Genomic DNA, 25,941 nt, shown 5'->3' with positions numbered 1-25,941 from the left:
GGGACGGGAGAGAGATGCGGTCTCGGGCGTACGCACGTACTTCGGGCGTACGCGGGCCGCGTGGCCGAAGGCTCACGCAGCGAGCGCGCAGGGCGGCCCACGGCGTACGACACAGTGCACGAGCAGGGGGACGGTGCGGGCAACGGGCCCGGACCGCAGACGGGCGGGCACCGGCCGGCGGGGCGCGAGGGCGGTGCCGACGACCGCGACGGCGATCAGCAGCGGGCGGAAGGCGAAGCCGGCCACCGCGCCCAGCAGCCGGCGCAGCGCGGTCTCGCCGCGGCGCAGCCAGCCCGCCGCCAGCAGCCCGACGCCCACATGGGCCGCGAGCAGCACGAGCCAGGTGGTCACGGGCGCGGCACCGTCCGGGGACAGCCGCGCCAGCGGTGCACCGACCGGGCCGCCCCCGCACAGCAGATCCACGCCCAGCGAGTGCAGCGGGCCGGCGACCGGGCCGCCGGCCTGTCCGTAACAGGTGTGCTGCCCCAGGCTGAAGACCAGATCGGCGGCCAGCTCCAGGGGGACCAGGAGGGCCGCGATCCGCCAGAAGCCGCGCTCCTGGCCGGCCAGCGCATACGCGAGGGTGAAGACGGCGGCACAGAGCGCGGCGACGGTGGCCGGCGGCAGCGGCATACGGGACAGCAGCACATGGGACGCCGAGGACAGCGTCACGCACAGCGCCGTGAAGAACGCCGCGCGCAGTGCCCGCAGGTGTGCCGCCGAGATGTCCATTGCAGCCGAGTGTGCCATGGGCCGGGATAAGCGGCGCCTAAGGGGCCCCGAAGCCGTACGCACCGGTGGATACGGTGCGTACGGCGAGGCGCCCGACGCCGCCGCGGCTCCTACAGGCCGGGGATCCGGCCGTTGCGGAAGAGGTCCACGAAGATCTGGTGGTCACCGCGGGCGCGGGCACCGTAGGAGTGCGCGAAGTCCACCAGCAGTGCCGCGAAGCCCTCCTCGTCGGCCGCGATGGCCGCGTCGATGGCACGCTCGGTCGAGAACGGCACCAGGGAGTGGCCGCTCTCGTCGTCCGCGGCGCCGTGCATGGTCGCGGTGGCCCGGCCCAGATCGGCCACCACCGCGGCGATCTCCTCCGGGTCGTCGATGTCCGACCAGTCCAGGTCGACCGCGTACGGCGAGATCTCGGCGACCAGCTGGCCGGCGCCGTCCAGTTCGGTCCAGCCCAGCCACGGGTCGGCGTGATCCTGCAGGGCGCGCTGCGAGATCACCGTGCGGTGGCCCTCGTGCTGGAAGTAGCCGCGGATCGCGGGGTCGGTGACGTGCCGGGAGACGGCCGGGGTCTGCGCCTGTTTCATGTAGATCACCACATCGTTCTCCAGGGCGTCGCTGTTGCCCTCCAGGAGGATGTTGTACGAGGGCAGACCGGCCGAGCCGATGCCGATGCCGCGCCGGCCCACCACGTCCTTGACGCGGTAGGAGTCCGGGCGGTCCAGGCTCGACTCCGGCAGTGTCTCCAGATAGCCGTCGAAGGCGGCGAGCACCTTGTAGCGGGTGGCGGCGTCCAGTTCGACGCTGCCGCCGCCCGCCGAGAAGCGGCGCTCGAAGTCGCGGATCTCGGTCATCGAGTCCAGCAGCCCGAAGCGGGTCAGCGAGCGGGCGTCGCGCAGCGCCCCCAGCAGCGGGCCCTCGGCGGTGTCGAGCGTGAAGGGCGGCAGTTCGTCCCGGTCGGAGCTCTTCGTCCCCGAGGCGAGCGCGTGGATGCGCTCCCGGTAGGCGGCGGCGTAGGTGCGCACCAGGTCGGTGATCTGCTTGTCGCTGAGCGCCTTGGCGTAGCCGATCAGCGCGACCGAGGCGGCGAACCGCTTGAGGTCCCAGGTGAACGGCCCGACGTACGCCTCGTCGAAGTCGTTGACGTTGAAGATCAGCCGGCCCGTGGAGTCCATGTACGTGCCGAAGTTCTCGGCGTGCAGATCGCCGTGGATCCACACCCGGCCGGTCCGCTCGTCCAGATACGGGCCGCTGTCCTTGCCGTCACCGTCCGCGGCGCCGGCCTCCAGGTCCCGGTAGAACAGACAGGCCGTGCCCCGGTAGAAGGCGAAGGCGGAGGCGGCCATCTTCCGGAATTTCACGCGGAAGGCCGCGGGGTCGGCGGCGAGCAGCTCTCCGAAGGCGGTGTCGAAAACGGCGAGGATCTCCTCGCCGCGCTGCTCGGCGTCCTGCGCCGGGGCGTGCTGGGACGGCATCGCTGGGTGCCTCCTGAGGTGCGGAAGGGGGGACGGTGAGCCGTGACGGAGCCCGTCGCGGCTCTGCCACTGACAACGCGCGAGGCTACTCGCCGGTGCCCGGCGATTGTCAGTCGGGAGTCGTAGACTTCGAGACCGTCTCACCCATCCGTCGCCGACTGTCCATCCGTCGTCCGACCACCGTCCCTTGCCCAGGCGCTTTGCGCCGCTTTGTTCCTTCGGAGGTCCTCCGCCGTGGCAGCCTCGTCCAGGCCCCCCTTCACACATCTGCATGTCCACACCCAGTACTCACTGCTGGACGGTGCGGCGCGGCTGTCGGACATGTTCAAGGCGTGCAACGAGATGGACATGACGCATATCGCCATGTCCGACCACGGCAACCTCCATGGCGCGTACGACTTCTTCCACTCGGCGAAGAAGGCCGGGGTGACGCCGATCATCGGCATCGAGGCGTACGTGGCGCCGGAGTCGCGGCGCAACAAGCGCAAGGTCCAGTGGGGCCAGCCGCATCAGAAGCGGGACGACGTCTCGGGCTCCGGCGGTTACACGCACAAGACGATCTGGGCGGCGAACAAGACCGGTCTGCACAACCTCTTCCGGCTGTCCTCGGACGCCTACGCCGAGGGCTGGCTGCAGAAGTGGCCGCGGATGGACAAGGAGACCATCGCCCAGTGGTCCGAGGGCCTGATCGCCTCCACCGGCTGCCCCTCCGGTGAGCTGCAGACCCGGCTGCGGCTCGGCCAGTTCGACGAGGCGCTGAAGTCCGCCTCCGAGTACCAGGACATCTTCGGCAAGGACCGGTACTTCCTGGAGCTGATGGACCACGGCATCGAGATCGAGCGCCGGGTCCGCGACGGCCTGCTGGAGGTCGGCAAGAAGCTCGGCATCCCGCCGCTGGTCACCAACGACTCGCACTACACCTACGCCCACGAGTCCACGGCGCACGACGCGCTGCTGTGCATCCAGACCGGCAAGAACCTCTCCGACCCGGACCGCTTCCGCTTCGACGGCACCGGCTACTACCTCAAGTCCACCGACGAGATGTACGCCATCGACTCCTCGGACGCCTGGCAGCAGGGCTGCGCCAACACCTTCCTGGTGGCCGAGCAGATCGACACCGACGGGATGTTCGAGAAGCGTGACCTGATGCCGAAGTTCGACATCCCGGAGGGCTTCACGGAGGTCACCTGGTTCCAGGAGGAGGTCCGGGTCGGCATGCAGCGCCGCTTCCCGGACGGGGTCCCCGAGGACCGGCAGAAGCAGGCCGAGTACGAGATGGACATCATCATCCAGATGGGGTTCCCCGGCTACTTCCTCGTGGTCGCCGACTTCATCATGTGGGCCAAGAACAACGGCATCGCGGTAGGCCCCGGCCGTGGCTCCGCGGCCGGCTCGATCGTCGCGTACGCGATGGGTATCACCGACCTCGACCCGATCACCCACGGACTGATCTTCGAGCGGTTCCTCAACCCCGAGCGCGTCTCCATGCCCGATGTCGACATCGACTTCGACGAGCGCAGGCGCGTCGAGGTCATCCGGTATGTCACGGAGAAGTACGGCGCCGACAAGGTCGCCATGATCGGCACCTACGGCAAGATCAAGGCCAAGAACGCGATCAAGGACTCCGCGCGCGTCCTCGGCTATCCGTACGCCATGGGTGACCGCCTCACCAAGGCCATGCCCGCCGACGTCCTCGGCAAGGGCATCGACCTCAGCGGCATCACCGACCCCAAGCACCCGCGCTACAGCGAAGCGGGCGAGATCCGGGGGATGTACGAGAACGAACCGGATGTGAAGAAGGTCATCGACACCGCCAAGGGCGTCGAGGGCCTGGTCCGGCAGATGGGCGTGCACGCAGCCGGCGTGATCATGTCCAGCGAGCCCATCGTCGACCACGCCCCGGTCTGGGTCCGGCACACCGACAACGTCACCATCACGCAGTGGGACTACCCCCAGTGCGAGTCGCTCGGCCTGCTCAAGATGGACTTCCTGGGCCTGCGCAACCTCACCATCATGGACGACGCCGTCAAGATGGTGCGGAAGAACAAGGGCGTCGAGCTGGAGATGCTCACCGTCCCGCTGGACGACCCCAAGACCTACGAAATGCTCTGCCGCGGTGACACGCTCGGTGTCTTCCAGTTCGACGGCGGCCCGATGCGTTCGCTGCTGCGGCTGATGAAGCCCGACAACTTCGAGGACATTTCCGCCGTATCGGCCCTGTACCGTCCCGGCCCGATGGGCATGGACTCGCACACCAACTACGCGCTGCGCAAGAACGGCCTCCAGGAGATTACCCCGATCCACCCGGAGCTGGAGGAGCCCCTCAAGGAGGTCCTCGGCCTCACCCACGGCCTGATCGTCTACCAGGAGCAGGTGCAGAAGGCCGCCCAGATCATCGCCGGGTACTCCCTCGGCGAGGCCGACATCCTCCGCCGCGTCATGGGCAAGAAGAAGCCCGAGGAGCTGGCGAAGAACTTCGTCCTCTTCCAGGAGGGCGCGAAGAAGAAGGGCTTCTCCGACCAGGCCATCCAGGCCCTGTGGGACGTCCTGGTCCCCTTCGCCGGCTACGCCTTCAACAAGGCGCACTCCTCCGCGTACGGCCTGGTCACCTACTGGACCGCCTACCTCAAGGCCAACTACCCGGCCGAGTACATGTCCGCGCTGCTGACCTCCGTGCGCGACGACAAGGACAAGTCGGCGGTCTACCTCAACGAGTGCCGCCGCATGGGCATCAAGGTGCTGCCGCCGAACGTCAACGAGTCCGAGGCGAACTTCGCCGCCCAGGGCGACGACGTGATCCTCTTCGGCCTCACCGCCGTCCGCAACGTCGGCCAGAACGTCGTCGACTCGATCATCCGCTGCCGCAAGGCCAAGGGGAAGTACTCCTCCTTCCCCGACTACCTCGACAAGGTCGACGCGGTCGTCTGCAACAAGCGCACCACCGAGTCCCTCATCAAGGCCGGCGCCTTCGACGAGATGGGCCACACCCGCAAGGGGCTGACGGCGCACTACGAACCGATGATCGACAACGTCGTCCAGGTCAAGCGCAAGGAGGCCGAGGGGCAGTTCGACCTCTTCGGCGGCATGGGCGACGCCACCGCCGACGAGGGTCCCGGCTTCGGCCTGGACATCGAGTTCTCGGACATCGAGTGGGACAAGACCTACCTCCTCGCCCAGGAGCGCGAGATGCTCGGTCTCTACGTCTCCGACCACCCGCTCTTCGGCCTGGAACACGTCCTGTCCGACAAGGCGGACGCCGCCATCGCCCAGCTGACCGGCGGTGACTACTCCGACGGTTCGATCGTCACCATCGGCGGCATCATCTCCGGTCTGCAGCGCAAGATGACCAAGCAGGGCAACGCCTGGGCCATCGCCACCGTCGAGGACCTGGCCGGCTCCATCGACTGCATGTTCTTCCCGGCGACGTACCAGCTGGTGTCCACCCAACTCGTCGAGGACACCGTGGTGTTCGTCAAGGGACGCCTCGACAAGCGGGAGGACATCCCGCGGCTGGTCGCCATGGAGATGATGGTCCCCGACCTCTCGGAGGCCGGCACCAACGCCCCCGTGACGATCACCATTCCGACGGTCAAGGTCACCCCGCCGATGGTCGAGAAGCTCGGTGAGGTGCTCAGCAGCCACCGCGGCTCCACCGAGGTGCGGATCAAGCTGCAGGGGGCGCGCAAGACGACCGTGCTCCGGCTGGACCGGCACCGGGTCACGCCCGACCCGTCACTGTTCGGCGATCTGAAGGTGCTGCTCGGCCCGTCCTGTCTGGCGGGCTGATCCGCCGGCCTTCGGCCTTTCCTGCCCCGAGGGGCGCGCCCGTAGCGGACGCGCCCCTCAACTTCTGTGCGGCGTGGATCAGTTGTGACCGAAGCGCCGCTGGTGCTTACGCGCAACATCTGCCGGGCTGCCCTGCGCCTGCGACCGCGACGGGGACTGTGCCTCCAGGCTCGACTTCTGGGCCTCCTGCCGCCCGCGCTCGGCCGCGGATGCCGTCTTCTGCTGCTGACTGTGGTCCTGCTTCTTGTCCTTGGCCATGACCGTTGCCTCCTGAGGGGGAATCTGGGATCGGGGCCGAAACCAGAGTCACATGCCGGACAGAGCGCTGCATTTCGGGCAATTACCGTGCGTGAAACGCTTGATCACGCGCTGTACTCGAAATCCCCCGCCGAATCCGCCACGCCGATGATCGAGTTCGGGCAGATAACGCCCGTGCGGTCGGGCAGACTCGAAGCACAGCAGAAGAAATCTCGTGCCACGGGCCGAGCCGGGGGGCGACCGGACATCAGCACCTCAGGGAAGAGGGTGGATCGTGGATCGCTGTGTCGTCCTGGTGGACGCCGGGTATTTGCTCGGCGCCGCGGCGAGTCTGCTCGCCGGAGAGCCCGCCCGTTCACGGATCGCGGTGGATCACGCCGCCCTCATCCAGGGTCTGCGGCAGCGCGCCGAGGCGGACACCGAGCGCCCGCTGCTGCGGATCTACTGGTTCGACGGCGCCCCTGACCGGGTCCCGCAGCCCGAGCACCGGCGGCTGCGTGTGATGCCCCGCGTCACCGTCCGGCTGGGGGCCCTGACCCGCAGCGACGGGCGCTGGGCGCAGAAGGGCGTGGACGCCGCGATGCACGCCGAGCTGACCGAACTCGCCCGTAACCGCGCCTGCGCCGACATCGTCCTGGTCACCGGCGACGGCGACCTCCTGCCCGGCCTGATGTCGGCGAAGGAGCACGGCGTCGCCGTCCATCTGTGGGCCGTCCAGGCCGCGGACGGCGACTACAACCAGTCCGAGGACCTGGTCGCCGAGGCCGATGAGCGGCGGGTGCTGGACCGGACCTGGATCACCCGCGCGGTACGCGCCAAGGAGCTCGGCGGCCCCTGCGCCCCGCCGCCCGTCCCGCGCCCCGAGATCGCCGCGATCCTCTCCGCCCCGCTGCCCGAGTCCGCCGTTGCCGCCGCGGCCGCCGCGGCGGCCGCCGCCTCCGGCCCGGAAGCCGCCGAGCACGCCCATGAGCGCAGCGGCGCCAACGGCGTCGCGCGCCCGCCGGCCGGTGCCGAGGGCGCACCGACCGCCGGCGACGAGCCCGGCGCCGCGGGCTCCAAGGTCGTGCCCACCCCCAAGGACCTGGCCGGGCTCGGCCGGGCCCACGCCGCGGGTGCCGCCGGCTCCGCCCCGCAGACGCCCGCGGCCGGCGCCACCCTGCGCTGGTCGTCCGACAAGGGCTGGGTCGAGCGCGGCGGCCCGGCCGGCGAACCCTCCGAGACCGCGGCACTGCCCACCCTCGCCCAGCTCACCAGCGCCGAGCAGCGCTGGGCCGACCGCGAGGAGGACATCACCGCCGTCAGCGGCGACCCCTTCGAGGTCGGCCAGGTCTTCGCCCGCCGCTGGACCGACCGGCTCTTTGACACCGCACATCTGCCCCAGCTGTCGACGGAGTACCCGCGCATCCCGCACCGCATCGACGGCGAACTGCTGCGCTACGCCGCCCGGTTCGGGCTGCTCGCCCACAAGGACGATCAGATCGACGAGCACGACCGCTATGCGATCCGGGCCGGTTTCTGGCGGGAGGTCGATCTGCGGTCGGCCGCCGAGCACGCGCCCGCCGGGGACTGACCGGCCGGGCGGCTCCCCGCCCCGTCCCGCCCGCCGGTGCCCCGCGGCCCGGCGGCGGGCCGGGGACGCGTACCCTCATAGCTCGTGAGGACGGGCGCAAAACAGGTGGAGCGCGGTGTGCCGGTGTGCGCCGTGCGGGACCTGGTCAAGACGTACCCCGCGATGCGCGGGCGCCGTGGGGCGGCACGGCCGTCCGCCGTACGCGCCAACGACGGCATCACCCTGGACGTACACCGCGGGGAGATCTTCGGGCTGCTCGGCCCCAACGGCGCCGGCAAGTCCACCCTGGTCCGCCAGCTGACCGGACTGCTGCGCCCGGACTGCGGCAGCATCTCCGTACTGGGCCACGACCTGGTGCGGCACCCGGAGCGGGCCGCCCGGCTGCTCGGCTACCTGGGCCAGGAGTCCACCGCCCTGGACGAGATGACCGTCGCGCTGGCCGTGGAGACCACCGGCCGGCTGCGCGGCCTCGGTGCCCGCGAGGCGCGTGCCGAGCGGGACGCCGTGATCGGCGAGCTGGGTCTCGACGGCATCACGGGACGGGCGCTGAAGAAGCTGTCCGGCGGGCAGCGGCGGCTGGCCTGCCTGGCCACCGCGCTGATCGGCGAGCGGCCGCTGCTGGTGCTGGACGAGCCGACCACCGGCATGGACCCGGTCGCCCGCCGCGCCGTGTGGGCCGCGGTGGACCGGCGCCGGGCCGAGCGCGGCGCCACGGTGGTGCTGGTGACCCATAACGTCCTGGAGGCCGAGAGCGTGCTCGACCGGGTCGCGGTGATCGACCGGGGCCGCGTCATCGCCTGCGACACGCCCGGCGGACTGAAGGAAATGGTGAGTGAGGAGGTCCGGCTGGAGCTGGTGTGGCGCGACCGCCCGCCGCTGGACGTGCCCGAGGTCGCCGCCCTCGAAGCCGACGCGCACACCTCCGGCCGCCGCTGGACCCTCCGCCTGCCCGCCGACCGGGCCCGCGCCGCGGTCGCCGCCGTCACCGCGGGCCCCGCCTTCGCCGCCCTGGACGATTTCACGCTGGCCACGCCCAGCCTGGAGGATGTGTACCTGGCCCTGGGGGGCCGGGCGGACGGACTGGTCAAGGCGTGAACGCGGGCCGGTACGGCGAACGTATGGAGTACCGCGGGGGCAGCGAGGAAGGCGTGGTGGCAGCGTGAGTGTGGTTCCCGTGCAGGCGGTGGCCGGGGTGGTCCCGGGGGCCGGGGCGCAGCCCGGCCAGGCCGCCCCGCTGGCGCCGCGCGCCCGCCTGGTGCCCGCGCTGGGCGCCGTCTACCGCGCCCAGCTCTCCCGGGCCCGGGTCGCCCGGATCCCGCTGCTGTTCGTCGCCACCTTCCAGTCCATCGGGATCATGGTCCTGCTGCGCGGGGTGGTCGACGGCGGCGACCCGGCCCGGTCCGTGGTGTCCGGCTCCAGCGTGCTGGTCGTCGCCTTCGTCGCGCTCAACCTCCTCGCCCAGTACTTCGGGCAGCTGCGGGCCGGCGGCGGACTCGACCACTACGCCACGCTGCCGGTGCCGCCGGCCGCCGTGGTGCTCGGCGCCGCCGCCGCGTACGCCTCGTTCACCGTGCCGGGCACGGTGGTCACCGCGGTCACCGGCTGTGTGCTCTTCCAGCTGCCGATGGCCCATCTGTGGGTGCTGGCCGCCGTGCTCCCGCTCGCCGGAGCGGCGCTGGCCGGCCTCGGCGCGGCCCTCGGCCTGCTCGCCCCCCGTCCCGAACTGGCCACGCTCTGCGGCCAGTTGGGTATGTCGGCGGCGCTGCTGCTGGGCGTGCTGCCGGCCGGACGGATGCCCGCGGTGATCGGCTGGGCCCGCGATCTGCTGCCCTCGACCTACGGGGTGGAGGCGCTGGCACGCAGCTTCGACCCGCACCCCGACTGGGTCGCGGTCGGCGCCGACCTGGGCGTCTGTGCGGCCGTCGGAGTGCTCTCGCTGGCCGTCGCCACCTGGGCATACCGCCGGGCGGCGGCCCGGTGAGCGGTGCCACCACACCGAACGGCCGTCCTGCTTCCGGTCCCACCAGCCCCACCTGGCACGATGACGGGGTGACCGCACCGCTGACGCCATCCGAGAACCAACCGCCCGACGAGCCGCAGCACCCCGAGGCCGCGCCCGTCGCCGACCACGGTGGCCTCGGCGGCCCCGAGCTGGCCCGTGAGCTGCGCGAGGGCGCGCTGATCGCGCTCGTGGTCGCGGTGAGCGGCGTGCTGCTCGGCGTGCTGTGGAACTGGCTCGCGCCGCATATCCCGCTGATCGCGGACACCCGCAACGTCTACCTCAAGAACACCGAGGGCGAGGAGGCGATCGGCGCGGACGGCACCTTCGTGCTGCTGGCCCTCGGCTTCGGTGTGCTCAGCGCTGCCGTGGTCTTCCTCTTCCGCCGCTGTGGCGGGATTCCGCTGGTCGTGGCGCTGGTCGTGGGCGGGCTGCTGGGCGCGGTGCTGGGCTGGGTGACGGGCATGTGGCTGGGACCCACCCCGGACGTGGCCGCGCACGCCAAGCAGGCCGGCCCCGGGGTGACCTTCAACGGCCCGCTGCGGCTGCAGGCCAAGGGCGCGCTGCTGGCCTGGCCGATCGCCGCGATGCTCACCCAGCTGGCGCTGACCGGGCTGTTCGGGCCGCGTGACCCGGAGCCGGAGCTGCACTGGCACGAGGACCCGCACGGGCACCCGGACGAGGAGCAGCCGCCCGCCGCGGGCTGACCGGCGCAGATTCCGGGGCGGCCGGTCCACCGGCCGCCCCGCCGTGCGTTCAGCCGCGGGCGATCGGCGCGAGCTGCGCCCCGGTGAGCGCCACCAGATCCTGCGGCGACAGCTCGATCTCCAGCCCCCGCCGCCCGGCCGAGACACAGACCGTCGGCCGGCCCTCGGCCGAGGCGTCCACGACCGTGCGCAGCCGTTTGCGCTGCCCCAGCGGCGAGATCCCGCCCAGGACATAGCCCGTGCTGCGCTCGGCCGCCGCCGGATCGGCCATCGTGGCCCGCTTGCCGCCCACCGCGGCCGCCAGCGCCTTGAGGTCCAAGGACCCCGACACCGGGACCACGGCGACCGTCAGGGCGCCGTCGACATCCGCCAGCAGGGTCTTGAACACCTGGCCGGGCGCGACGCCGAGGGCCTCGGCGGCCTCCTCGCCGTACGACGGGGCGGCCGGGTCGTGCGCGTAGGAGTGTGTGGTGAAGGGGACGCCGGCCGCGGTGAGGGCGACCGTCGCCGGGGTGCCGACGGACTTCTTGGGCTTCTTCGCCACCGTTGTCGTGCCTCGCGTCGCTCGGGCCGGTCGTCCGGCCGGCCGTTCAGTTGGGGCTGGTCGGCTGCCGGGTCAGATCCACGGCCGGCAGCGACGGGAGCTTACCGAGCAGCGCCGACTCCTGGCGAAGGAGTTTCAGCTCCTGCCCCAGCCGCGACGCGGTGTCCGGCGCCTCCAGCAGCCGCTGCTTGGCGGGGACGTCCAGCACGGCCGCCGCGGCGACCAGGTACGACAGCACCGAGGGGTCGGCCGGCAGGTCCTGCCCGCTCGACAGGGTCCGCTCGTTCGCCCAGGCCAGCCGTTTCTGGTAGGTGCGAAAGGCCCGCACGACGCCCGAGGCGAGCACGCCCGCGCCCTCTCCCTCGCCGTCCTCCAGCTCCTCCAGCTCGCCGGTGAGATACGGCCCCGAGGCGTCCACGGACAGCAGCCGGAAGCGGGTGGTGCCGGTGGCGAGGATCTCGTAGCCGGTGTCGTCGTCGGACGACTTCTCCCGGATGGTCGCCGCGTCGGCGATACAGCCCACGGTGTGGAACGCCTGCACCGGGTCGTCGCCGAAGCCCGCTGCGGGGCCGTCCGCGGCCGGCAGCGTGGCGTCCGGCATGCCCTGCGCGGTGGCGGCGACCTCGCGGCCGTCCCGGATCGCGATCACCGCGAAGCGGCGGTCGTCCTCGGGCAGCGCGCTCAGATCGCGCATCATCGCCCGGTACCGCGCTTCGAAGACGTTCAGCGGGAGCACGAGTCCCGGGAACAGCACCGAGTTCAGTGGGAAGAGCGGTAGGCGCACGGAGGTCACAGCCGGTAAGCCTAGACGCTGCGCTTCGCTGTGCCCCCACGCGGGCGGTGATCCCGTCGTGGTGGGTGTGCTTCGGCCGCGCGGCGTCCGGTGCGTGGCCGGCCGTCCCGCCGTGGTGCGGGCGGCGAGAAGCCCCACGGCGAGAAGCCCCACGCCGAGAAGTCCCACGGCGAGAAGCCCCACGCCGAGAAGTCCCACGCCGAGAAGCCCCACGGCGAAAGGCCCCACGGCGGGAGAGCCGGCACCATGGCAGCTACTGCCGCCGCAGCAGGCGCGACGCGCCCGCCGCGACCGTCGTGGCGAGCACCCAGCCCGCCAGGATCAGAAGGGCGGCCGCCCACTGCGCGGCGCCGCCCGGCTTCCACGCGCCGCCCTGATTGAGGTCGATCACCGGCAGCAGCAGGTCCAGGGAGTAGAGATACGGATTCCAGGGCGGCGCCTCGCCCGCCTTGAGGGGTGGTGGCGGGGACATCGAGAAGTAGACCGTGCCGATGGCCCACAGGATGGCCATCCACACCGCGGCCCGTCCGGGGCGGTAGCCGTAGGCCACCGTCCAGTCCTGCAGGAACCCCCAGGCCTTGGCCGCCAGCGGCAGCGTCTCGCGGCGCCGCCGCTGCTTGGCCAGCAGCACCTCGCGGGCATCGGAGTCCTCACCGGTGCTGCGCAGCGAGGCGGCCAGCATCTCGTACGGCTCGGGCGCGTACTCGGGGGTCGCCGCGGCCACCCACTGCAGCCGCAGCGCCAGCGGGAAGTGGCCGCGCGGGATCAGCGTCTCGTACGCGAAGCCGGCCATCCACAGCCCGCCGAGCCCCGGCCAGCTCGCCGACTTGTCGATGAGATTGACGACCCGGGCACCGGAGAGGATCACCCGGCCGCGCTGCGGGCGCTCGCCGAGGAACCGCAGCTCGGGCGTCTGGATGCGGCGCAGCGACAGCTCCTGGTCGGACTCCATGATGAACCGGGCGTGCTCGAAGTCGACCGCGTCGCCGAACCGCCCGTCGTCCAGCCGTATCCCGCCCTCGCACTCGAAGCGCTGCATACGGGTGCCGCGCGAGGGCGTGTGCGCGATGCCGTACGGGGGAGTGGCGCCGCTGGAGAACGGGGAGTTCGCCAGGCCCGCGGCGGTCAGATAGAGGGTGCGCTCGACGGTCAGCTGCGGGGCGTTCAGCGCCCGGCGGCCGAACGGGTTGCTCAGCCGGCTGCCGCGCAGGCTCAGCGACACGCCGATGGTGGCGCCGCGCAGCGACAGCTCGCCGTAGGACTCCATCATCTCGGCCTGCAGGTCCTGGGCGACGGTCATCCCGTCCGCCATGACCGACCGGCCCTGCCGGTCCTTGTGCACCACGGCCTGATTGAGCATCAGGTCCGTGCCGATGTGCGCGTCGGTGAGCCGGATGCCGGAGTGCACCACACAGCGCGGCAGATGGAGATCGCCCTCGGTGTGCAGCCGGGCCGCCTCCACCCGGGGTATCGCGCAGTTCACCAGCCGCAGCGTGGTGAACCGGCTCTCCGGCAGCACCACCTCGGCCTCGAAGCGGCAGTCCCGCAGCTCCACGAATGGCTTGATCGTGCCGCCCGCAAGGTCGAGCGTGTCCGTGATGTACGCCCCGGTGAGCTGGAGCGCGGAGACCCGGCCGGGCTGCGGCGGCGGCCCGTCGAGCAGCAGCAGCGCCACCACCCGGGCCCGCACCCGGCGCTCCGGGCCCCACAGATGCTGCCCGTGCGGATCGTCACGGGCCGGATCGCCGAGGTGCAGGTCGCAGGTGCTGCCGTTGCGGAAGGCCTGCCACATGCTCCATTCCGCCGATGTCAGCTGCAGGTCGGCGGGCGCGTCGCCGTCCGCGGGCTCGGTCACAGTGCTCCCCCTTGCTCTCCCGTGGTGTGCCGCAACCTGTTCGGACGCATGTCGTGCACCGGTCGTGAGGCGTCCCACAGGCGTCCCCCGTACGCCGTCACCTGGCCCTTGCCCGTCCCGTGACTGCTTGAACACGCATGGTCAGGGCCAACTCCGGTCAACTTCCGGCGGCCGGGTCACGGGGTGTCCGGAGCGTGTGCCGCTGTGTATCACTGAGTGATACGGCCGCTCGGGGCCGGGAACGGGTCTGAGACACTGGGAGGGTGATCTCCCGAATCGATCTGCGCGGTGACGCCCTCCCCGAGGGCGGCGCCCTGCGCGACCTGCTGCCCCGTGCCGAGTTCGACGTGGAAGCCGCCCTGGAGAAGGTGCGGCCCATCTGCGAGGACGTACGCCATCGCGGCACCGCGGCGCTGATCGATTACGCGCGGCGGTTCGACGGCGTCGGGATCGAGCGGGTGCGGGTGCCCGTCGAGGCCCTGCGCGAGGCCCTCGACGGGCTGGACCCGGCCGTGCGGGCCGCCCTGGAGGAGTCCATCCGGCGCGCCCGGATCGTCCACCGCGAGCAGCGCCGCACCGACGTCACGACCAAGGTCGTCCCCGGCGGCACGGTCACCGAACGCTGGGTGCCCGTCGAGCGGGTGGGCCTCTACGTCCCCGGCGGCCTGGCGGTCTACCCGTCCTCCGTCGTCATGAACGTCGTCCCGGCCCAGGAGGCCGGCGTCGAGGGCATCGCCGTCACCTCCCCGCCGCAGAAGGAGTTCGGCGGCCGGCCGCACCCGACCATCCTCGCCGCCTGCGCCCTGCTCGGCGTCGACGAGGTCTACGCCGCCGGCGGCGCCCAGGCCATCGCGATGTTCGCGTACGGCACCGAGGAGTGCCTGCCGGTCAATCTCGTCACGGGCCCCGGCAACATCTACGTCGCTTCCGCCAAGCGGCTGCTCAAGGGCCGTATCGGCATCGACGCCGAGGCCGGCCCCACCGAGATCGCGGTGCTGGCGGACGCCACCGCCGACCCCGGGCACGTCGCCGCCGACCTGATCAGCCAGGCCGAGCACGACACCCTCGCCGCCGCCGTGCTGGTCACCGACTCCACCGAACTCGCCGACGCCGTCGAGGACGCGCTCAAGGTGCAGGTCGCGGCCACCAAGCACACCGAGCGGATCACCGCGGCGCTGGCCGGACGGCAGTCCGCGGTCGTCCTCGTCGACGGCATCGACGAGGGCCTCAGGGTCGTGGACGCCTACGGCGCCGAACACCTGGAGATCCAGACCGCCGACGCCTCCGCCGTCGCCGCCCGGGTCCGCAACGCCGGCGCGGTCTTCGTCGGCCCCTGGTCCCCGGTCTCGCTCGGCGACTACTGCGCCGGCTCCAACCACGTCCTGCCCACCGGCGGCTGCGCCTGCCACTCCTCGGGGCTGTCCGTGCAGTCCTTCCTGCGCGGCATCCATGTCGTGGACTACTCGCGCGATGCGCTGGCCGAGGTCACCCACCATGTGGTGACCCTCGCCGAGGCCGAGGACCTCCCGGCCCACGGCGCCGCGCTGAAGGCCAGGTTCGACTGGAAGGTCCCGCAGAGCAAGTGAGCAGGCACGTGACCCGTAACTCCGCTGCGTCCCGTATGGACCAGCTCCCGATCCGTGACGAGCTGCGCGGCAAATCCCCCTACGGCGCGCCGCAGCTGGACGTCCCGGTGCGGCTGAACACCAACGAGAACCCCTATCCGCTGCCCGAGCCGCTGGTCCGCCGGATCGCCGAGCGGGTGACCGAGGCCGCCCGGCAGCTCAACCGCTACCCCGACCGGGACGCGGTCGAGCTGCGCACCGAGCTGGCCCGCTACCTCACCCGCACCGCCGGCCACGAGGTCACCGCCGCGCAGGTCTGGGCCGCCAACGGTTCCAACGAGGTCATCCAGCAGCTGCTGCAGACCTTCGGCGGCCCCGGCCGCAGCGCCATGGGCTTCGAGCCGTCGTACTCCATGCACGGGCTGATCTCCCGCGGCACGGGCACCGGCTGGCTCTCCGGCCCGCGCAACGACGACTTCACCATCGACGTCGAGGCGGCGCAGCGGGCCATCGCCGGGCAGCGGCCCGACGTCGTCTTCATCTGCTCGCCGAACAACCCCACCGGCACCGCCGTCGGGGAGGCGACGGTGCTCGCGCTGTACGAGGCGGCGCAGGCGGCCCGCTCCGACGGTGCCGGCGCCCTGGTGGTGGTCGACGAGGCCTACGGCGAGTTCAGCCACCGCCCCTCGCTGCTGCCGCTGATCGAGGGCCGGCCGAATCTGGTCGTCTCCCGGACCATGTCCAAGGCGTTCGGCGCCGCCGGACTGCGGCTGGGCTATCTCGCCGCCGACCCCGCCGTGGTCGACGCGGTGCAGCTGGTCCGGCTCCCGTACCACCTCTCGTCCGTCACCCAGGCCACCGCGCTCGCCGCGCTGGAGCACACCGACACACTCCTGAAGTACGTCGAGCAGCTCAAGACCGAGCGGGACCGCCTGGTCACCGAGCTGCGGGCGGCCGGCTGCCAGGTCGTCGCCTCCGACGCCAACTTCGTGCAGTTCGGCCTCTTCGACGACGCCCACGCCACCTGGCAGGCGATCCTCGACCACGGCGTGCTGGTCCGTGACAACGGCGTACCGGGCTGGCTGCGGGTCACCGCCGGCACCCCGGCCGAGAACGACGCGTTCCTCGACGCGGTTCGCGCAGTACTGAAGGAGAGCAAGCGATGACCCGCGTAGGACGCGTGGAGCGCACGACCAAGGAAACGTCCGTGCTCGTCGAGATCGATCTCGACGGCAGGGGCGAGGTGGACGTCTCGACCGGTGTGGGCTTCTACGACCACATGCTCGACCAGCTCGGCCGGCACGGTCTGTTCGACCTCAAGGTCAAGACCGACGGCGATCTGCACATCGACACCCACCACACCATCGAGGACACCGCCCTCGCCCTGGGCGCCGCCTTCAAGCAGGCCCTCGGCGACAAGACCGGCATCTACCGCTTCGGCAACTGCACCGTCCCCCTGGACGAGTCGCTGGCCCAGGTGACCGTCGACCTCTCCGGACGCCCCTACCTGGTGCACACCGAGCCGGAGAACATGGCGCCGATGATCGGCTCCTACGACACGACGATGACCCGGCACATCTTCGAGTCCTTCGTCGCCCAGGCCCAGATAGCGCTGCACATCCACGTCCCGTACGGCCGCAACGCCCACCACATCGTGGAGTGCCAGTTCAAGGCGCTGGCCCGCGCGCTGCGCTACGCCGCCGAACGCGACCCGCGCGCGGCCGGGATCATCCCCTCCACCAAGGGAGCCCTGTAGCCCGTGAATGGTCTCTCCACCGTCTTCATCCTCCTCGGGCTCTTCCTTCTCGGCGGTGTCTACTCGTTCTACAAGCAGCAGCTGCCCAAGAGCCTGATCGTGCTGTTGTCCATCGGCTCGGCGCTGTGCCTGGCCGCCGGCGTGCTCCGGCTGGAGGTGTGGAATTGACCGCCCCGGCATCCCGTAAGAAGGTCGTCGTCCTTGACTACGGCTTCGGCAATGTCCGCTCCGCCGAACGCGCCCTGGCGCACGTCGGCGCCGAGGTGGAGATCACCCGCGACTTCGACCGGGCGATGAACGCCGAGGGGCTGCTGGTCCCCGGCGTCGGCGCGTTCGCCGCCTGCATGGCCGGGCTCAAGGAGGCCCGCGGCGAGTGGCTCATCGGCCGCCGGCTGGCCGGCGGACGCCCCGTCATGGGCATCTGCGTCGGTATGCAGGTCCTCTTCGGCCGCGGCATCGAGCACGGTGTACAGACCGAGGGCCTGGACGAGTGGCCCGGCACGGTCGGCCCGCTCAAGGCCGATGTCGTCCCGCACATGGGCTGGAACACCGTCGACGCCGCCGAGGGCTCGCGGCTCTTCGCCGGGCTGCCCGCCGACGCCCGCTACTACTTCGTGCACTCCTACGCGGTGCACGACTGGGAGCTGGAGGTCGGCAACCCGCACCTCGCCGCGCCGAAGGTCACCTGGGCCACGCACGGCGAGCGGTTCGTGGCCGCCGTCGAGAACGGCCCGCTGTGGGCCACCCAGTTCCACCCCGAGAAGTCCGGCGACGCCGGTGCCCAGCTCCTGACCAATTGGATCGAGACCCTGTAATGCCGAACGCATCGAAGCTCGAACTCCTCCCCGCCGTCGATGTCCGCGACGGCCAGGCCGTCCGCCTCGTGCACGGCGAGTCCGGCTCCGAGACCTCCTACGGCGACCCGCTGGAGGCGGCCCTCGCCTGGCAGCGGGCCGGCGCCGAATGGCTGCACCTCGTCGACCTCGACGCGGCCTTCGGTACCGGTGACAACCGGGCGCAGATCGCCGAGGTCGCCCGGTCCATGGACATCAAGGTCGAGCTGTCCGGCGGCATCCGCGACGACGACACGCTCGCCGCGGCCCTGGCCACCGGCTGCCGCCGGGTCAACCTCGGCACCGCCGCGCTGGAGACCCCCGAGTGGGTCGCCAAGGTCATCGCCGAGCACGGCGACAAGATCGCGGTCGGTCTGGACGTGCGCGGGACGACGCTGCGCGGCCGCGGCTGGACCCGCGACGGCGGCGACCTCTACGAGACCCTGGCCCGCCTCGACTCCGAGGGCTGCGCCCGCTACGTCGTCACCGACATCAACAAGGACGGCACCCTCCAGGGCCCCAACGTCGAGCTGCTCCGGAACGTCTGCGCGGCCACCGACCGGCCCGTGATCGCCTCCGGCGGTGTCTCCTCGCTCGACGACCTGCGGGTGCTCGCCACACTGGTACCGGAAGGTGTCGAGGGCGCGATCGTCGGCAAGGCGCTCTATGCGAAGGCATTCACCCTCGAAGAGGCGCTGGCAGCAGTGTCGTAACGGCGAACGAAAGGCCGCATGATGACCATCGAGCGCGTACGGACCGACAGTCCCTGGGAAGAGAAGATCGGCTTCGCACGCGCCGTGGCGGCCGGCGACCGGGTCCTGGTCGCCGGCACGATGCCACTGGTCGACGGCGTCCTGCAGGGTGAGGGCGACCCCTACGTACAGACCAAGGTCGCCTTCACCAACGCGCTGGCGGCGCTCAAGCCCTTCGGCCTCGGCGCCGACGCGATCCTGCGCACCCGGATGTACCTCACCCACCTGCGCGACGTGGATGCGGCCGGACGCGCCCACCGGGAGCTGTTCGAGGCCGCGCCACCCGCCTCGACCCTGGTCGTGGTGTCCGGCTTCGTCGACTCCCGCGTCCTGGTCGAAGTAGAACTAGAAGCCTTCCGAGAGCTGTCAGAGAGGCCTGAACCGACATGACCCTGGCGGTCCGAGTCATCCCTTGCCTGGACGTCGACAACGGCCGGGTCGTCAAGGGCGTCAACTTCCAGAACCTGCGGGACGCGGGCGACCCCGTCGAGATGGCGAAGATCTACGGCGAGGAGGGCGCCGACGAACTGACCTTCCTCGACATCACCGCCTCCTCCGGCAACCGCGAGACCACCTACGACGTGGTCCGCCGCACCGCCGAGCAGGTCTTCATCCCCCTCACGGTAGGCGGCGGCGTCCGCACCCCCGAGGACGTCGACAAGCTGCTGCGGGCCGGTGCCGACAAGGTCGGCGTCAACACCGCCGCCCTCGCCCGCCCCGAGGTGATCCGCGAAATCGCCGAACGCTTCGGCAGCCAGGTCCTGGTGCTGTCGGTCGACGCCCGCCGTACCGACGCCGGCACCCCCTCCGGCTACGAGGTCACCACCCACGGCGGCCGCCGCGGCACCGGTATCGACGCCGTGGAATGGGCCCACCGCGCCACCGAGCTGGGCGCCGGCGAGATCCTCCTCAACTCCATGGACGCCGACGGCACCAAGGACGGCTACGACGTGGAGATGATCGAGGCGGTCCGCCGGCACGTCACCGTCCCGGTGATCGCCTCCGGCGGGGCCGGCAAGCCGGCCGACTTCGCCCCGGCCGTCGAGGCCGGCGCCGACGCGGTCCTGGCCGCCTCCGTCTTCCACTTCGGGGATCTGCGCATCTGCCAGGTCAAGGACGCCCTTCGGGGGGCGGGACACGCGGTGCGCTGACCGGAGCACACCCGTCGGCGCGGCCGCGGCCCGGCTCGTGGGGGAGACCAGCCGCGGCGCGGCCCCGTGGCAGGGCTCGGCGGCCGGTCGTAGGCTGGCCGCATGTCGACCCATGCGAAGCGTGAACGGCTCCTTCTCGCCGACCTGTTGGAGAGCGCCGGCCCCGAGGCGCCGACGCTGTGTGAGAACTGGAGCGCGCGGGAGCTGGCCGCGCACGTGGTGGTGCGCGAGCGGCGCGCCGACGCGGCCGGCGGGATCCTCGTCAGGCCGCTGGCCGCACGGCTGGAGCGGGTGCAGGCGGAGTTCGCCGGCAAGCCGTACGAGGAGCTGATCCGGCTGATCAGGACCGGGCCGCCGCGGATGTCGCCGTTCGCCCTGAAACAGATCGACGAGGCGTCCAACACCGTTGAGTTCTACGTCCACGCCGAGGACGTACGGCGCGCGCAGCCCGACTGGGCCGCCCGGGAGCTGGACCCCGTGTTCGCGGACGCCCTGTGGTCCAGGATCGAGCGGATGGCCCGGGTCCTGGGCCGGAAATCGCCGGTGGGCCTGGTGCTGCGGCGGCCGGACGGGCGGACGGCGGTGGCCCACCGCGGCACCCCGGTGGTCACGGTCGTCGGCGAGCCCGGCGAGCTGACGATGTTCGCCTTCGGCCGGCAGGAGAGCGCCGATGTGCAGCTGGACGGCGACAAGGACGCGGTCGACCGGCTGAGGGCGGCGAAGCTGGGGGTGTGAGCCCGCTGGGCCCGCCGGCTCAGGAGTGGAACACCACCACCACGACGACCACGGCCACCACCACCGCCGCCACGAACACCACCCCCAGCACCCGCGCCGCCACCCGCGCGGCGCGGTGCGGGTCCGGCGGCGGTGGCGGCACGGGCGGCTGCTGATGATGCATCTCTGCAGGATGCCGCACGGCACAATGGACACCATGAACAGCCGCGCCGCCACCCCGGACATCACCCCCGCCCTGGACCCCGCCATCGCCGCCCGCCTCAAGCGCGGCGCCGACGGCCTGGTCCCCGCCATCGCCCAGCAGTACGACACCGGCGAGGTGCTGATGCTCGGCTGGATGGACGACGAGGCGCTGCACCGCACCCTCACCACCGGCCGCTGCACCTACTGGTCCCGCAGCCGCCAGGAGTACTGGGTCAAGGGCGACACCTCCGGCCATGTCCAGCACGTCAAGTCGGTGGCGCTGGACTGTGACGCCGACACCGTCCTGGTCCGGGTCGACCAGGTCGGCGCCGCCTGCCACACCGGCGACCGCACCTGCTTCGACGCGGACGTACTGGCCACCGAGGCCGGTCAGGACCAGTAGGCTCCGCTGCCATGACCACGGGAACCACCGGCACCGCCACACCGGACCTCGACAGCTTCCGCACCCTCGCCAAGGACCGGCGGGTCATCCCCGTCACCCGGCGCCTGCTCGCGGACGGCGACACACCCGTCGGGCTCTACCGCAAACTCGCCGCCGAACGCCCCGGCACCTTCCTCCTGGAGTCTGCCGAGAACGGCCGTACGTGGTCGCGCTACTCCTTCGTCGGCGTCCGCAGCGCCGCCACCCTCACCACCCGCGACGGGCAGGCGCACTGGCTCGGCACCCCGCCCGTCGGCATGCCCACCGACGGCGACCCGCTCGCCGCGCTGCGCGCCACCGTCGAGGCGCTGCACACCCCCCGGGACCTCATCGAGGGCGAGGGCCTGCCGCCCTTCACCGGCGGGATGGTCGGCTACCTGGGCTACGACATCGTGCGCCGCCTGGAGAAGATCGGCGAGCAGACCACCGACGACCTCCGGCTGCCCGAACTGACCATGCTGCTCACCTCCGACCTCGCCGTCCTCGACCACTGGAACGGCACGGTCTGGCTGATCGCCAACGCGATCAACCACAACGACCTCGACACCGGCATCGACGAGGCCTACGCGGACGCGGTGGCCCGCCTGGACACCATGGCCGACGACCTCGCCCGGCCCGCGCCCGCCAGTGCCGCCGCACTGCCGCCGTCCGAGGTCCCGCCGTACACCGCCGAGTGGGGCGGCTCCTCCTACCAGGAGGCCGTCGAGGACATCAAGGAACGCATCCGGGCCGGCGAGGCCTTCCAGGTCGTGCCCTCCCAGCGCTTCGAAACCCCCTGCACGGCCAGTGCGCTGGACGTCTACCGGGTGCTGCGGGCCACCAACCCCAGCCCGTACATGTACCTCTTCCGCTTCGAGGGCGGCGCGGGCGACGGGGAGGGGGGCTTCGACGTCGTCGGCTCCAGCCCCGAGGCGCTGGTGAAGGTCGAGGGCGGCCGGGCCATGGTGCACCCCATCGCCGGTACCCGCCCCCGCGGCTCGTCCGTCCAGGAGGACCAGGCCCTGGCCGACGATCTGATGGCCGACCCCAAGGAGCGCGCCGAGCATCTGATGCTGGTCGACCTGGGCCGCAACGACCTGGGCCGGGTCTGCGAACCGGGCAGCGTCGAGGTCGTCGACTTCATGTCCGTCGAGCGCTACAGCCATGTGATGCACATCGTCTCGACGGTCACCGGCCGGGTGGCCGAGGGCCGTACCGCCTTCGACGTGCTCACTGCCTGCTTCCCCGCGGGCACCCTCTCCGGCGCCCCCAAGCCGCGCGCCCTGCAGATCATCGAGGAGCTGGAGCCGACCCGGCGCGGCCTGTACGGCGGCTGTGTCGGCTACCTCGACTTCGCCGGCGACTCCGACACCGCCATCGCGATCCGCACGGCCCTGCTCCGCGGCGGCACCGCCTACGTCCAGGCGGGTGCCGGGGTGGTCGCCGACTCCGATCCGGTGGCCGAGGACACCGAGTGCCGCAACAAGGCGGCCGCAGTACTGCGCGCCGTGCACACCGCGAATCACCTGGGCAGATAGCCGGTCCGCACCCCGCGCGCCGGTCCCCGTCGGCCGGTGCGCGATAGTGGTACGTGTGAGTGCCGCACCCCAGACCCCTGCCGAGACCGAGCCCCCGGGCGAGACCGAGCCCCCGGGCGGGCCCGTGCCCACGCCGGCCGGGCCCGCCTCCGGCGCGAAACGCAGTCTCGCCCTGGCGCTGTCGGCCGGTGCGGCCGGCGCCGCCCTGGCGCTGCTGGCCTCCGGCCGTACCTGGGCCGAGGGCTCCGCTGTGCTGGCCCAGGGCGAGCTGCCGCGCAGCGTGACCGGCGCCGATGTGACCGGGGTGCCCGGCGCACTGGCCGTCGTCGGGCTGGCCGCGCTGGTCGCCGTCTTCGCGGTGCGCCGGGCCGGCCGGGTCGCGGTCGCGGCTCTGCTCGCGCTCAGCGGCGCGGGCATCATCGTCGCCGCGGTGCGGGGCAACTCCGACAACTCGGCGCTGCGCGAGAAGGCGGCCACCGCGGTCGGGCTGACCGGAGCCGATGTGCATCACGTCACGCACACCGGATGGCCGTGGGTGGCCGTGGCCGGCGGTCTGCTGCTGCTGGCCGCCGGGCTGCTGGCACTGGTCCGCGGACGCCACTGGCCTGCAATGTCGGGCCGTTACGAGCGCACGCCCGGTGGCGCCCGTGGCCCGCGGCGGGCGCCGGCCACGCCGGATCTGGACCGCCCTGAGGAGATCTGGAAGTCCCTGGACCGCGGTGAGGACCCCACCCGGTAACGGTGCCTCCCCGGGCATCGGTGACAATGGGCGAAGAGGATCACCGCGCCCCGACCCCGGCGCGAGAGAGCAACGAGGAGCATTCATGTCGAGCAGTGGCCACGGACACACCCCCGCCGCCTGGACCGGCGTCATCATCTCGTTCATCGGCTTCTGCGTCTCCGGAGCCTTCATCGTGCTGGCGAATGTGCCCGGCTTCTGGGCGGGCATCGTGCTGACCTGCCTCGGTGCCGTGGTGGGCGGACTGATGCGCGCGGCCGGCCTGGGCCAGGAGCCCAAGCGCTCGGCCAAGCCGCGCCCCCAGGCCCAGGCGCAGCCGCAGGAGGGCTGAACTCCCGCTCCCGTGGCGCCGCGGCCCGGCGCCACCCTCGTGGCACCCCTCGAAGGCGCCGCTTCCCGGCCCGTGGGCACCCCAGGTGCCGTACCCGCCGTCCGTGCCCGTTCCGGGCGGCGGCCGAGAAGCTGCGCCTTTGCGCGTACGACCGCACAATCGGCACGTGAGCGAACCCGCGGCGCAGCCCCGGCCCGACACCCCACTGCCCGGCGGCCTGCCACGCCGTCTCGCGGCACCCCTGGGCGTCGTGGCCGCCGCCACGGCCGCCTTCGCCTTCCTCGGTGCGGTCGACCCGAACGAGCCGGGCCACTACCCCGTGTGCCCGCTGCTGCACCTCACCGGCCTCTACTGCCCGGCCTGCGGCGGGCTGCGCAGCGCCCATGCCGTCGCCCACGGCGATCTCGCCGCGGCGCTGGGCGCCAATGCCCTCGCGGTGGCCGGATACGCCGCCTGTGCGGCCTTCTGGGTGCTCTGGCTGAGCCGTGCGGTGCGCGGACGGCGTACGGCGGGGCCGCGCCCGCGAGCCGCCCACTGGTGGGCGCTGGGCGGTCTGCTGCTGGTCTTCACGGTCGTCCGCAATCTCCCCTTCGGCAGCGGGCTGGCCCCGTGACCGCCGGACGTCCGTGCGGGGGTGCGCAACCCCGTCAGCAGCCCCGTCCGCGCCCCGGAAATGCCCAGGTCGTGGGACCGCGGTCCACCGGATGTGAGACCTGCCTGCCATGGCGGATACCATCGGAGTGCCGGACAGGACAGTGCGTCCCCCGGCCCACTGTTCACCTCCACCGCTCCAGAAGGAGGCCGCTCGCGTGAGTGTGCTCGACGAGATCATCGACGGCGTCCGCGCCGACCTCGCAGAGCGGCAGGCGCGCGTCGGCCTCGACGAGCTCAAGGAGCGGGCCCGGAAGGCGCGCCCCGCCAAGGACGGCGTCGCCGCCCTCAAGGGCGAGAGCGTCACGGTGATCTGCGAGGTCAAGCGCTCCAGCCCCTCCAAGGGCGCGCTCGCCGCGATCGCCGACCCGGCCGGTCTGGCCGCCGATTACGAGGCGGGCGGCGCGGCGGTCATCTCCGTCCTGACCGAGCAGCGCAAGTTCGGCGGTTCGCTGGCCGACCTGGAGGCCGTCCGTGCGAAGGTCGACATCCCCGTCCTGCGCAAGGACTTCATCGTCACCGCCTACCAGCTCTGGGAGGCCCGTGCCTACGGCGCCGACCTCGCGCTGCTGATCGTCTCCGCGCTGGAGCAGGAGGCCCTGGTCTCGCTGATCGAGCGGGCCGAGTCGATCGGGCTGACGCCGCTGATCGAGGTGCACGACGAGGAAGAGGTCGCCCGCGCGGTGGACGCCGGCGCGAAGATCATCGGGGTCAACGCCCGCAATCTGAAGACCCTCGAGGTCGACCGCGGCAACTTCGCCCGGATCGCGCCCGAGATCCCCGGCCACATCGTCAAGATCGCCGAGTCCGGGGTGCGCGGACCGCACGACCTGATCGCCTACGCCAATGACGGCGCGGACGCGGTACTGGTCGGTGAGTCCCTGGTGACCGGCAAGGACCCCAGGACCGCGGTCGCCGATCTGGTCGCCGCCGGCTCCCACCCCGCGATCCGGCACGGCCGGTCCTGAGCGGCCGGGGACGGCACACACCGACATGACCGCCACCGCCGCAGACTGCCGCCGCCAGGTCCGGGTTCCGTACCCGGGCCCGGCCGGTGTGTGCGTCGCGGCACGGGCACCCCGCCTGCCCGCCCCGGCGCCGGGCCGGGGCTTCCCGCCCGTCCCCCGCCGCCCCGAGGCGAAGCGCTGCGCGCTGCCCCCGTGGCATCGCGGCTGCCGGGCGCCCGCACGGCGGGTCCACGGGCGCAGGGTCAGGTATCACATTGGATCGGAGCCGGGACAGATCAACGGCAGGCGATGGCGACCGGGGCCCGCGCGCTGACGCGTCGGCCCCGTGCCGGCGCCGGGGTGCACAGGGACCGGGCGGTCGTCTGACCGCCTGCTCGCTCCCCCCACCCCCGAACCCACCCCCCGCCCCCTCCCCCGAAGGGGGAGAGGGGGAGGGGGCGGGGGGGCGCTGCGGCCGCGTTCCACGGCATCGGCCGGCCCCGCGCAACCGCCCCTGCGGCTCCGCGGCGGCAGTGGTCCCTCGCCGTGCGCGCCGCCTACCGTGATGCCTGAATCCCGAATATCTCCGACACAACCGGACTTCCGGGGCAGTTGCCCCGGCA

28 protein-coding genes are annotated in these 25,941 nt (G+C 72.2%); 21 read left to right on the top strand and 7 right to left on the bottom strand.

Going from position 1 to position 25,941, the window contains the following annotated elements; genetic code table 11:
• Nucleotides 1-72 precede the first annotated feature (72 nt).
• Both ACWGJY_RS07460 and ACWGJY_RS07455 read right to left on the bottom strand, forming a co-directional pair.
• Nucleotides 73-732, bottom strand: a complete 660-nt coding sequence (locus ACWGJY_RS07460) for a hypothetical protein (protein ID WP_453259823.1) — start codon at nt 730-732, stop codon at nt 73-75.
• Between the two features lie 110 nt (nt 733-842).
• Nucleotides 843-2,204 carry a DUF2252 domain-containing protein gene (locus ACWGJY_RS07455; RefSeq protein WP_453259822.1) on the bottom strand — a complete coding sequence of 454 codons (1,362 nt, stop codon included), beginning with the start codon at nt 2,202-2,204 and terminating at the stop codon, nt 843-845.
• A 234-nt stretch (nt 2,205-2,438) separates the two neighbouring features.
• Between ACWGJY_RS07455 and dnaE the strand changes: the two genes are divergently transcribed.
• Nucleotides 2,439-5,990 (top strand): DNA polymerase III subunit alpha, encoded by a 3,552-nt coding sequence (dnaE, locus tag ACWGJY_RS07450; RefSeq protein ID WP_453259821.1) that lies wholly within the window; start codon nt 2,439-2,441, stop codon nt 5,988-5,990.
• A gap of 78 nt (nt 5,991-6,068) precedes the next feature.
• Here dnaE and ACWGJY_RS07445 read toward each other — a convergent pair whose 3' ends face one another.
• Nucleotides 6,069-6,248, bottom strand: coding sequence for a hypothetical protein (locus ACWGJY_RS07445; protein WP_453259820.1), 180 nt, complete (start codon nt 6,246-6,248; stop codon nt 6,069-6,071).
• Between the two features lie 274 nt (nt 6,249-6,522).
• Here ACWGJY_RS07445 and ACWGJY_RS07440 point away from each other — a divergent pair, with 274 nt between their 5' ends.
• From ACWGJY_RS07440 to ACWGJY_RS07425, 4 genes are all read left to right on the top strand, one after another.
• Entirely contained in the window at nt 6,523-7,818 is a 1,296-nt protein-coding gene (locus ACWGJY_RS07440; RefSeq protein ID WP_453259819.1) for an NYN domain-containing protein, read from the top strand.
• A gap of 162 nt (nt 7,819-7,980) precedes the next feature.
• Complete coding sequence (locus ACWGJY_RS07435) at nt 7,981-8,913, top strand: ABC transporter ATP-binding protein (protein ID WP_453259850.1); 933 nt, start codon at nt 7,981-7,983, stop codon at nt 8,911-8,913.
• Nucleotides 8,914-8,977: 64 nt separating this feature from the next.
• Nucleotides 8,978-9,799 (top strand): ABC transporter permease, encoded by an 822-nt coding sequence (locus ACWGJY_RS07430; protein WP_453259818.1) that lies wholly within the window; start codon nt 8,978-8,980, stop codon nt 9,797-9,799.
• 68 nt (nt 9,800-9,867) lie between these two features.
• A complete protein-coding gene (locus ACWGJY_RS07425; protein WP_453259817.1) occupies nt 9,868-10,524 on the top strand; it encodes an ABC transporter permease in 657 nt (218 codons plus the stop codon).
• A 49-nt stretch (nt 10,525-10,573) separates the two neighbouring features.
• On the opposite strand, the gene ybaK is transcribed toward ACWGJY_RS07425, so the two are convergent.
• The 3 genes from ybaK to ACWGJY_RS07410 all read right to left on the bottom strand — a co-directional run bounded on the left by ybaK (nt 10,574) and on the right by ACWGJY_RS07410 (nt 13,716).
• Nucleotides 10,574-11,068, bottom strand: a complete 495-nt coding sequence (ybaK, locus tag ACWGJY_RS07420; RefSeq protein ID WP_453259816.1) for a Cys-tRNA(Pro) deacylase — start codon at nt 11,066-11,068, stop codon at nt 10,574-10,576.
• 46 nt (nt 11,069-11,114) lie between these two features.
• A complete protein-coding gene (locus ACWGJY_RS07415; protein ID WP_453259815.1) occupies nt 11,115-11,861 on the bottom strand; it encodes an LON peptidase substrate-binding domain-containing protein in 747 nt (248 codons plus the stop codon).
• Nucleotides 11,862-12,114: 253 nt separating this feature from the next.
• Nucleotides 12,115-13,716, bottom strand: coding sequence for an oxidoreductase (locus ACWGJY_RS07410; protein ID WP_453259814.1), 1,602 nt, complete (start codon nt 13,714-13,716; stop codon nt 12,115-12,117).
• A gap of 263 nt (nt 13,717-13,979) precedes the next feature.
• On the opposite strand from ACWGJY_RS07410, the gene hisD reads away from it, so the two are divergent.
• The 9 genes from hisD (at nt 13,980) to ACWGJY_RS07365 (ending at nt 20,508) form a co-directional block, all read left to right on the top strand.
• Nucleotides 13,980-15,302 (top strand): histidinol dehydrogenase, encoded by a 1,323-nt coding sequence (gene hisD, locus ACWGJY_RS07405; RefSeq protein WP_453259813.1) that lies wholly within the window; start codon nt 13,980-13,982, stop codon nt 15,300-15,302.
• On the top strand, nt 15,299-16,447 hold the full coding sequence (locus ACWGJY_RS07400; protein WP_453259812.1) for a histidinol-phosphate transaminase: 1,149 nt from the start codon (nt 15,299-15,301) through the stop codon (nt 16,445-16,447). Before hisD ends, ACWGJY_RS07400 begins: the two co-directional genes overlap by 4 nt.
• Nucleotides 16,444-17,037 carry an imidazoleglycerol-phosphate dehydratase HisB gene (gene hisB / locus ACWGJY_RS07395; RefSeq protein ID WP_453259811.1) on the top strand — a complete coding sequence of 198 codons (594 nt, stop codon included), beginning with the start codon at nt 16,444-16,446 and terminating at the stop codon, nt 17,035-17,037. Before ACWGJY_RS07400 ends, hisB begins: the two co-directional genes overlap by 4 nt.
• Nucleotides 17,038-17,040: 3 nt before the next feature.
• Complete coding sequence (locus tag ACWGJY_RS07390; RefSeq protein ID WP_453259810.1) at nt 17,041-17,205, top strand: hypothetical protein; 165 nt, start codon at nt 17,041-17,043, stop codon at nt 17,203-17,205.
• A complete protein-coding gene (gene hisH, locus ACWGJY_RS07385; RefSeq protein WP_453259809.1) occupies nt 17,202-17,852 on the top strand; it encodes an imidazole glycerol phosphate synthase subunit HisH in 651 nt (216 codons plus the stop codon). The genes ACWGJY_RS07390 and hisH overlap by 4 nt, the downstream gene beginning before the upstream one ends.
• Nucleotides 17,852-18,583: a bifunctional 1-(5-phosphoribosyl)-5-((5-phosphoribosylamino)methylideneamino)imidazole-4-carboxamide isomerase/phosphoribosylanthranilate isomerase PriA gene (gene priA / locus ACWGJY_RS07380; protein WP_453259808.1), complete on the top strand. Its 732-nt coding sequence runs from the start codon at nt 17,852-17,854 to the stop codon at nt 18,581-18,583. Before hisH ends, priA begins: the two co-directional genes overlap by 1 nt.
• 21 nt (nt 18,584-18,604) lie before the next feature.
• Nucleotides 18,605-19,012, top strand: a complete 408-nt coding sequence (locus ACWGJY_RS07375) for a Rid family hydrolase (protein WP_453259849.1) — start codon at nt 18,605-18,607, stop codon at nt 19,010-19,012.
• Nucleotides 19,009-19,773 (top strand): imidazole glycerol phosphate synthase subunit HisF, encoded by a 765-nt coding sequence (gene hisF / locus ACWGJY_RS07370; RefSeq protein WP_453259807.1) that lies wholly within the window; start codon nt 19,009-19,011, stop codon nt 19,771-19,773. The genes ACWGJY_RS07375 and hisF overlap by 4 nt, the downstream gene beginning before the upstream one ends.
• A gap of 102 nt (nt 19,774-19,875) precedes the next feature.
• A complete protein-coding gene (locus ACWGJY_RS07365; RefSeq protein WP_453259806.1) occupies nt 19,876-20,508 on the top strand; it encodes a TIGR03085 family metal-binding protein in 633 nt (210 codons plus the stop codon).
• Nucleotides 20,509-20,527: 19 nt separating this feature from the next.
• Here ACWGJY_RS07365 and ACWGJY_RS07360 read toward each other — a convergent pair whose 3' ends face one another.
• Nucleotides 20,528-20,671 (bottom strand): hypothetical protein, encoded by a 144-nt coding sequence (locus ACWGJY_RS07360; protein ID WP_453259805.1) that lies wholly within the window; start codon nt 20,669-20,671, stop codon nt 20,528-20,530.
• 33 nt (nt 20,672-20,704) lie between these two features.
• Here ACWGJY_RS07360 and hisI point away from each other — a divergent pair, with 33 nt between their 5' ends.
• The 7 genes from hisI to trpM all read left to right on the top strand — a co-directional run bounded on the left by hisI (nt 20,705) and on the right by trpM (nt 25,652).
• Nucleotides 20,705-21,094, top strand: coding sequence for a phosphoribosyl-AMP cyclohydrolase (hisI, locus tag ACWGJY_RS07355; protein ID WP_453259804.1), 390 nt, complete (start codon nt 20,705-20,707; stop codon nt 21,092-21,094).
• An 11-nt stretch (nt 21,095-21,105) separates the two neighbouring features.
• A complete protein-coding gene (locus tag ACWGJY_RS07350; RefSeq protein WP_453259803.1) occupies nt 21,106-22,650 on the top strand; it encodes an anthranilate synthase component I in 1,545 nt (514 codons plus the stop codon).
• A 55-nt stretch (nt 22,651-22,705) separates the two neighbouring features.
• On the top strand, nt 22,706-23,389 hold the full coding sequence (locus tag ACWGJY_RS07345) for a TIGR02234 family membrane protein (protein ID WP_453259802.1): 684 nt from the start codon (nt 22,706-22,708) through the stop codon (nt 23,387-23,389).
• 85 nt (nt 23,390-23,474) lie between these two features.
• On the top strand, nt 23,475-23,720 hold the full coding sequence (locus tag ACWGJY_RS07340) for an HGxxPAAW family protein (protein ID WP_453259801.1): 246 nt from the start codon (nt 23,475-23,477) through the stop codon (nt 23,718-23,720).
• A gap of 166 nt (nt 23,721-23,886) precedes the next feature.
• A complete protein-coding gene (locus tag ACWGJY_RS07335; protein WP_453259800.1) occupies nt 23,887-24,333 on the top strand; it encodes a DUF2752 domain-containing protein in 447 nt (148 codons plus the stop codon).
• 196 nt (nt 24,334-24,529) lie between these two features.
• The gene (gene trpC, locus ACWGJY_RS07330) at nt 24,530-25,339 is read left to right on the top strand and encodes an indole-3-glycerol phosphate synthase TrpC (RefSeq protein WP_453259799.1); all 810 of its coding nucleotides are present in this window, start codon (nt 24,530-24,532) and stop codon (nt 25,337-25,339) included.
• Nucleotides 25,340-25,364: 25 nt separating this feature from the next.
• Nucleotides 25,365-25,652, top strand: a complete 288-nt coding sequence (gene trpM, locus ACWGJY_RS07325) for a tryptophan biosynthesis modulator TrpM (protein ID WP_453259798.1) — start codon at nt 25,365-25,367, stop codon at nt 25,650-25,652.
• Nucleotides 25,653-25,941: the final 289 nt, after the last annotated feature.

It is taken from the genome of Streptomyces sp. NPDC054765 (assembly GCF_053612065.1).
Note: the sequence above shows the minus strand (reverse complement) of the source record. Positions and strands in the feature narration are given on the sequence as shown.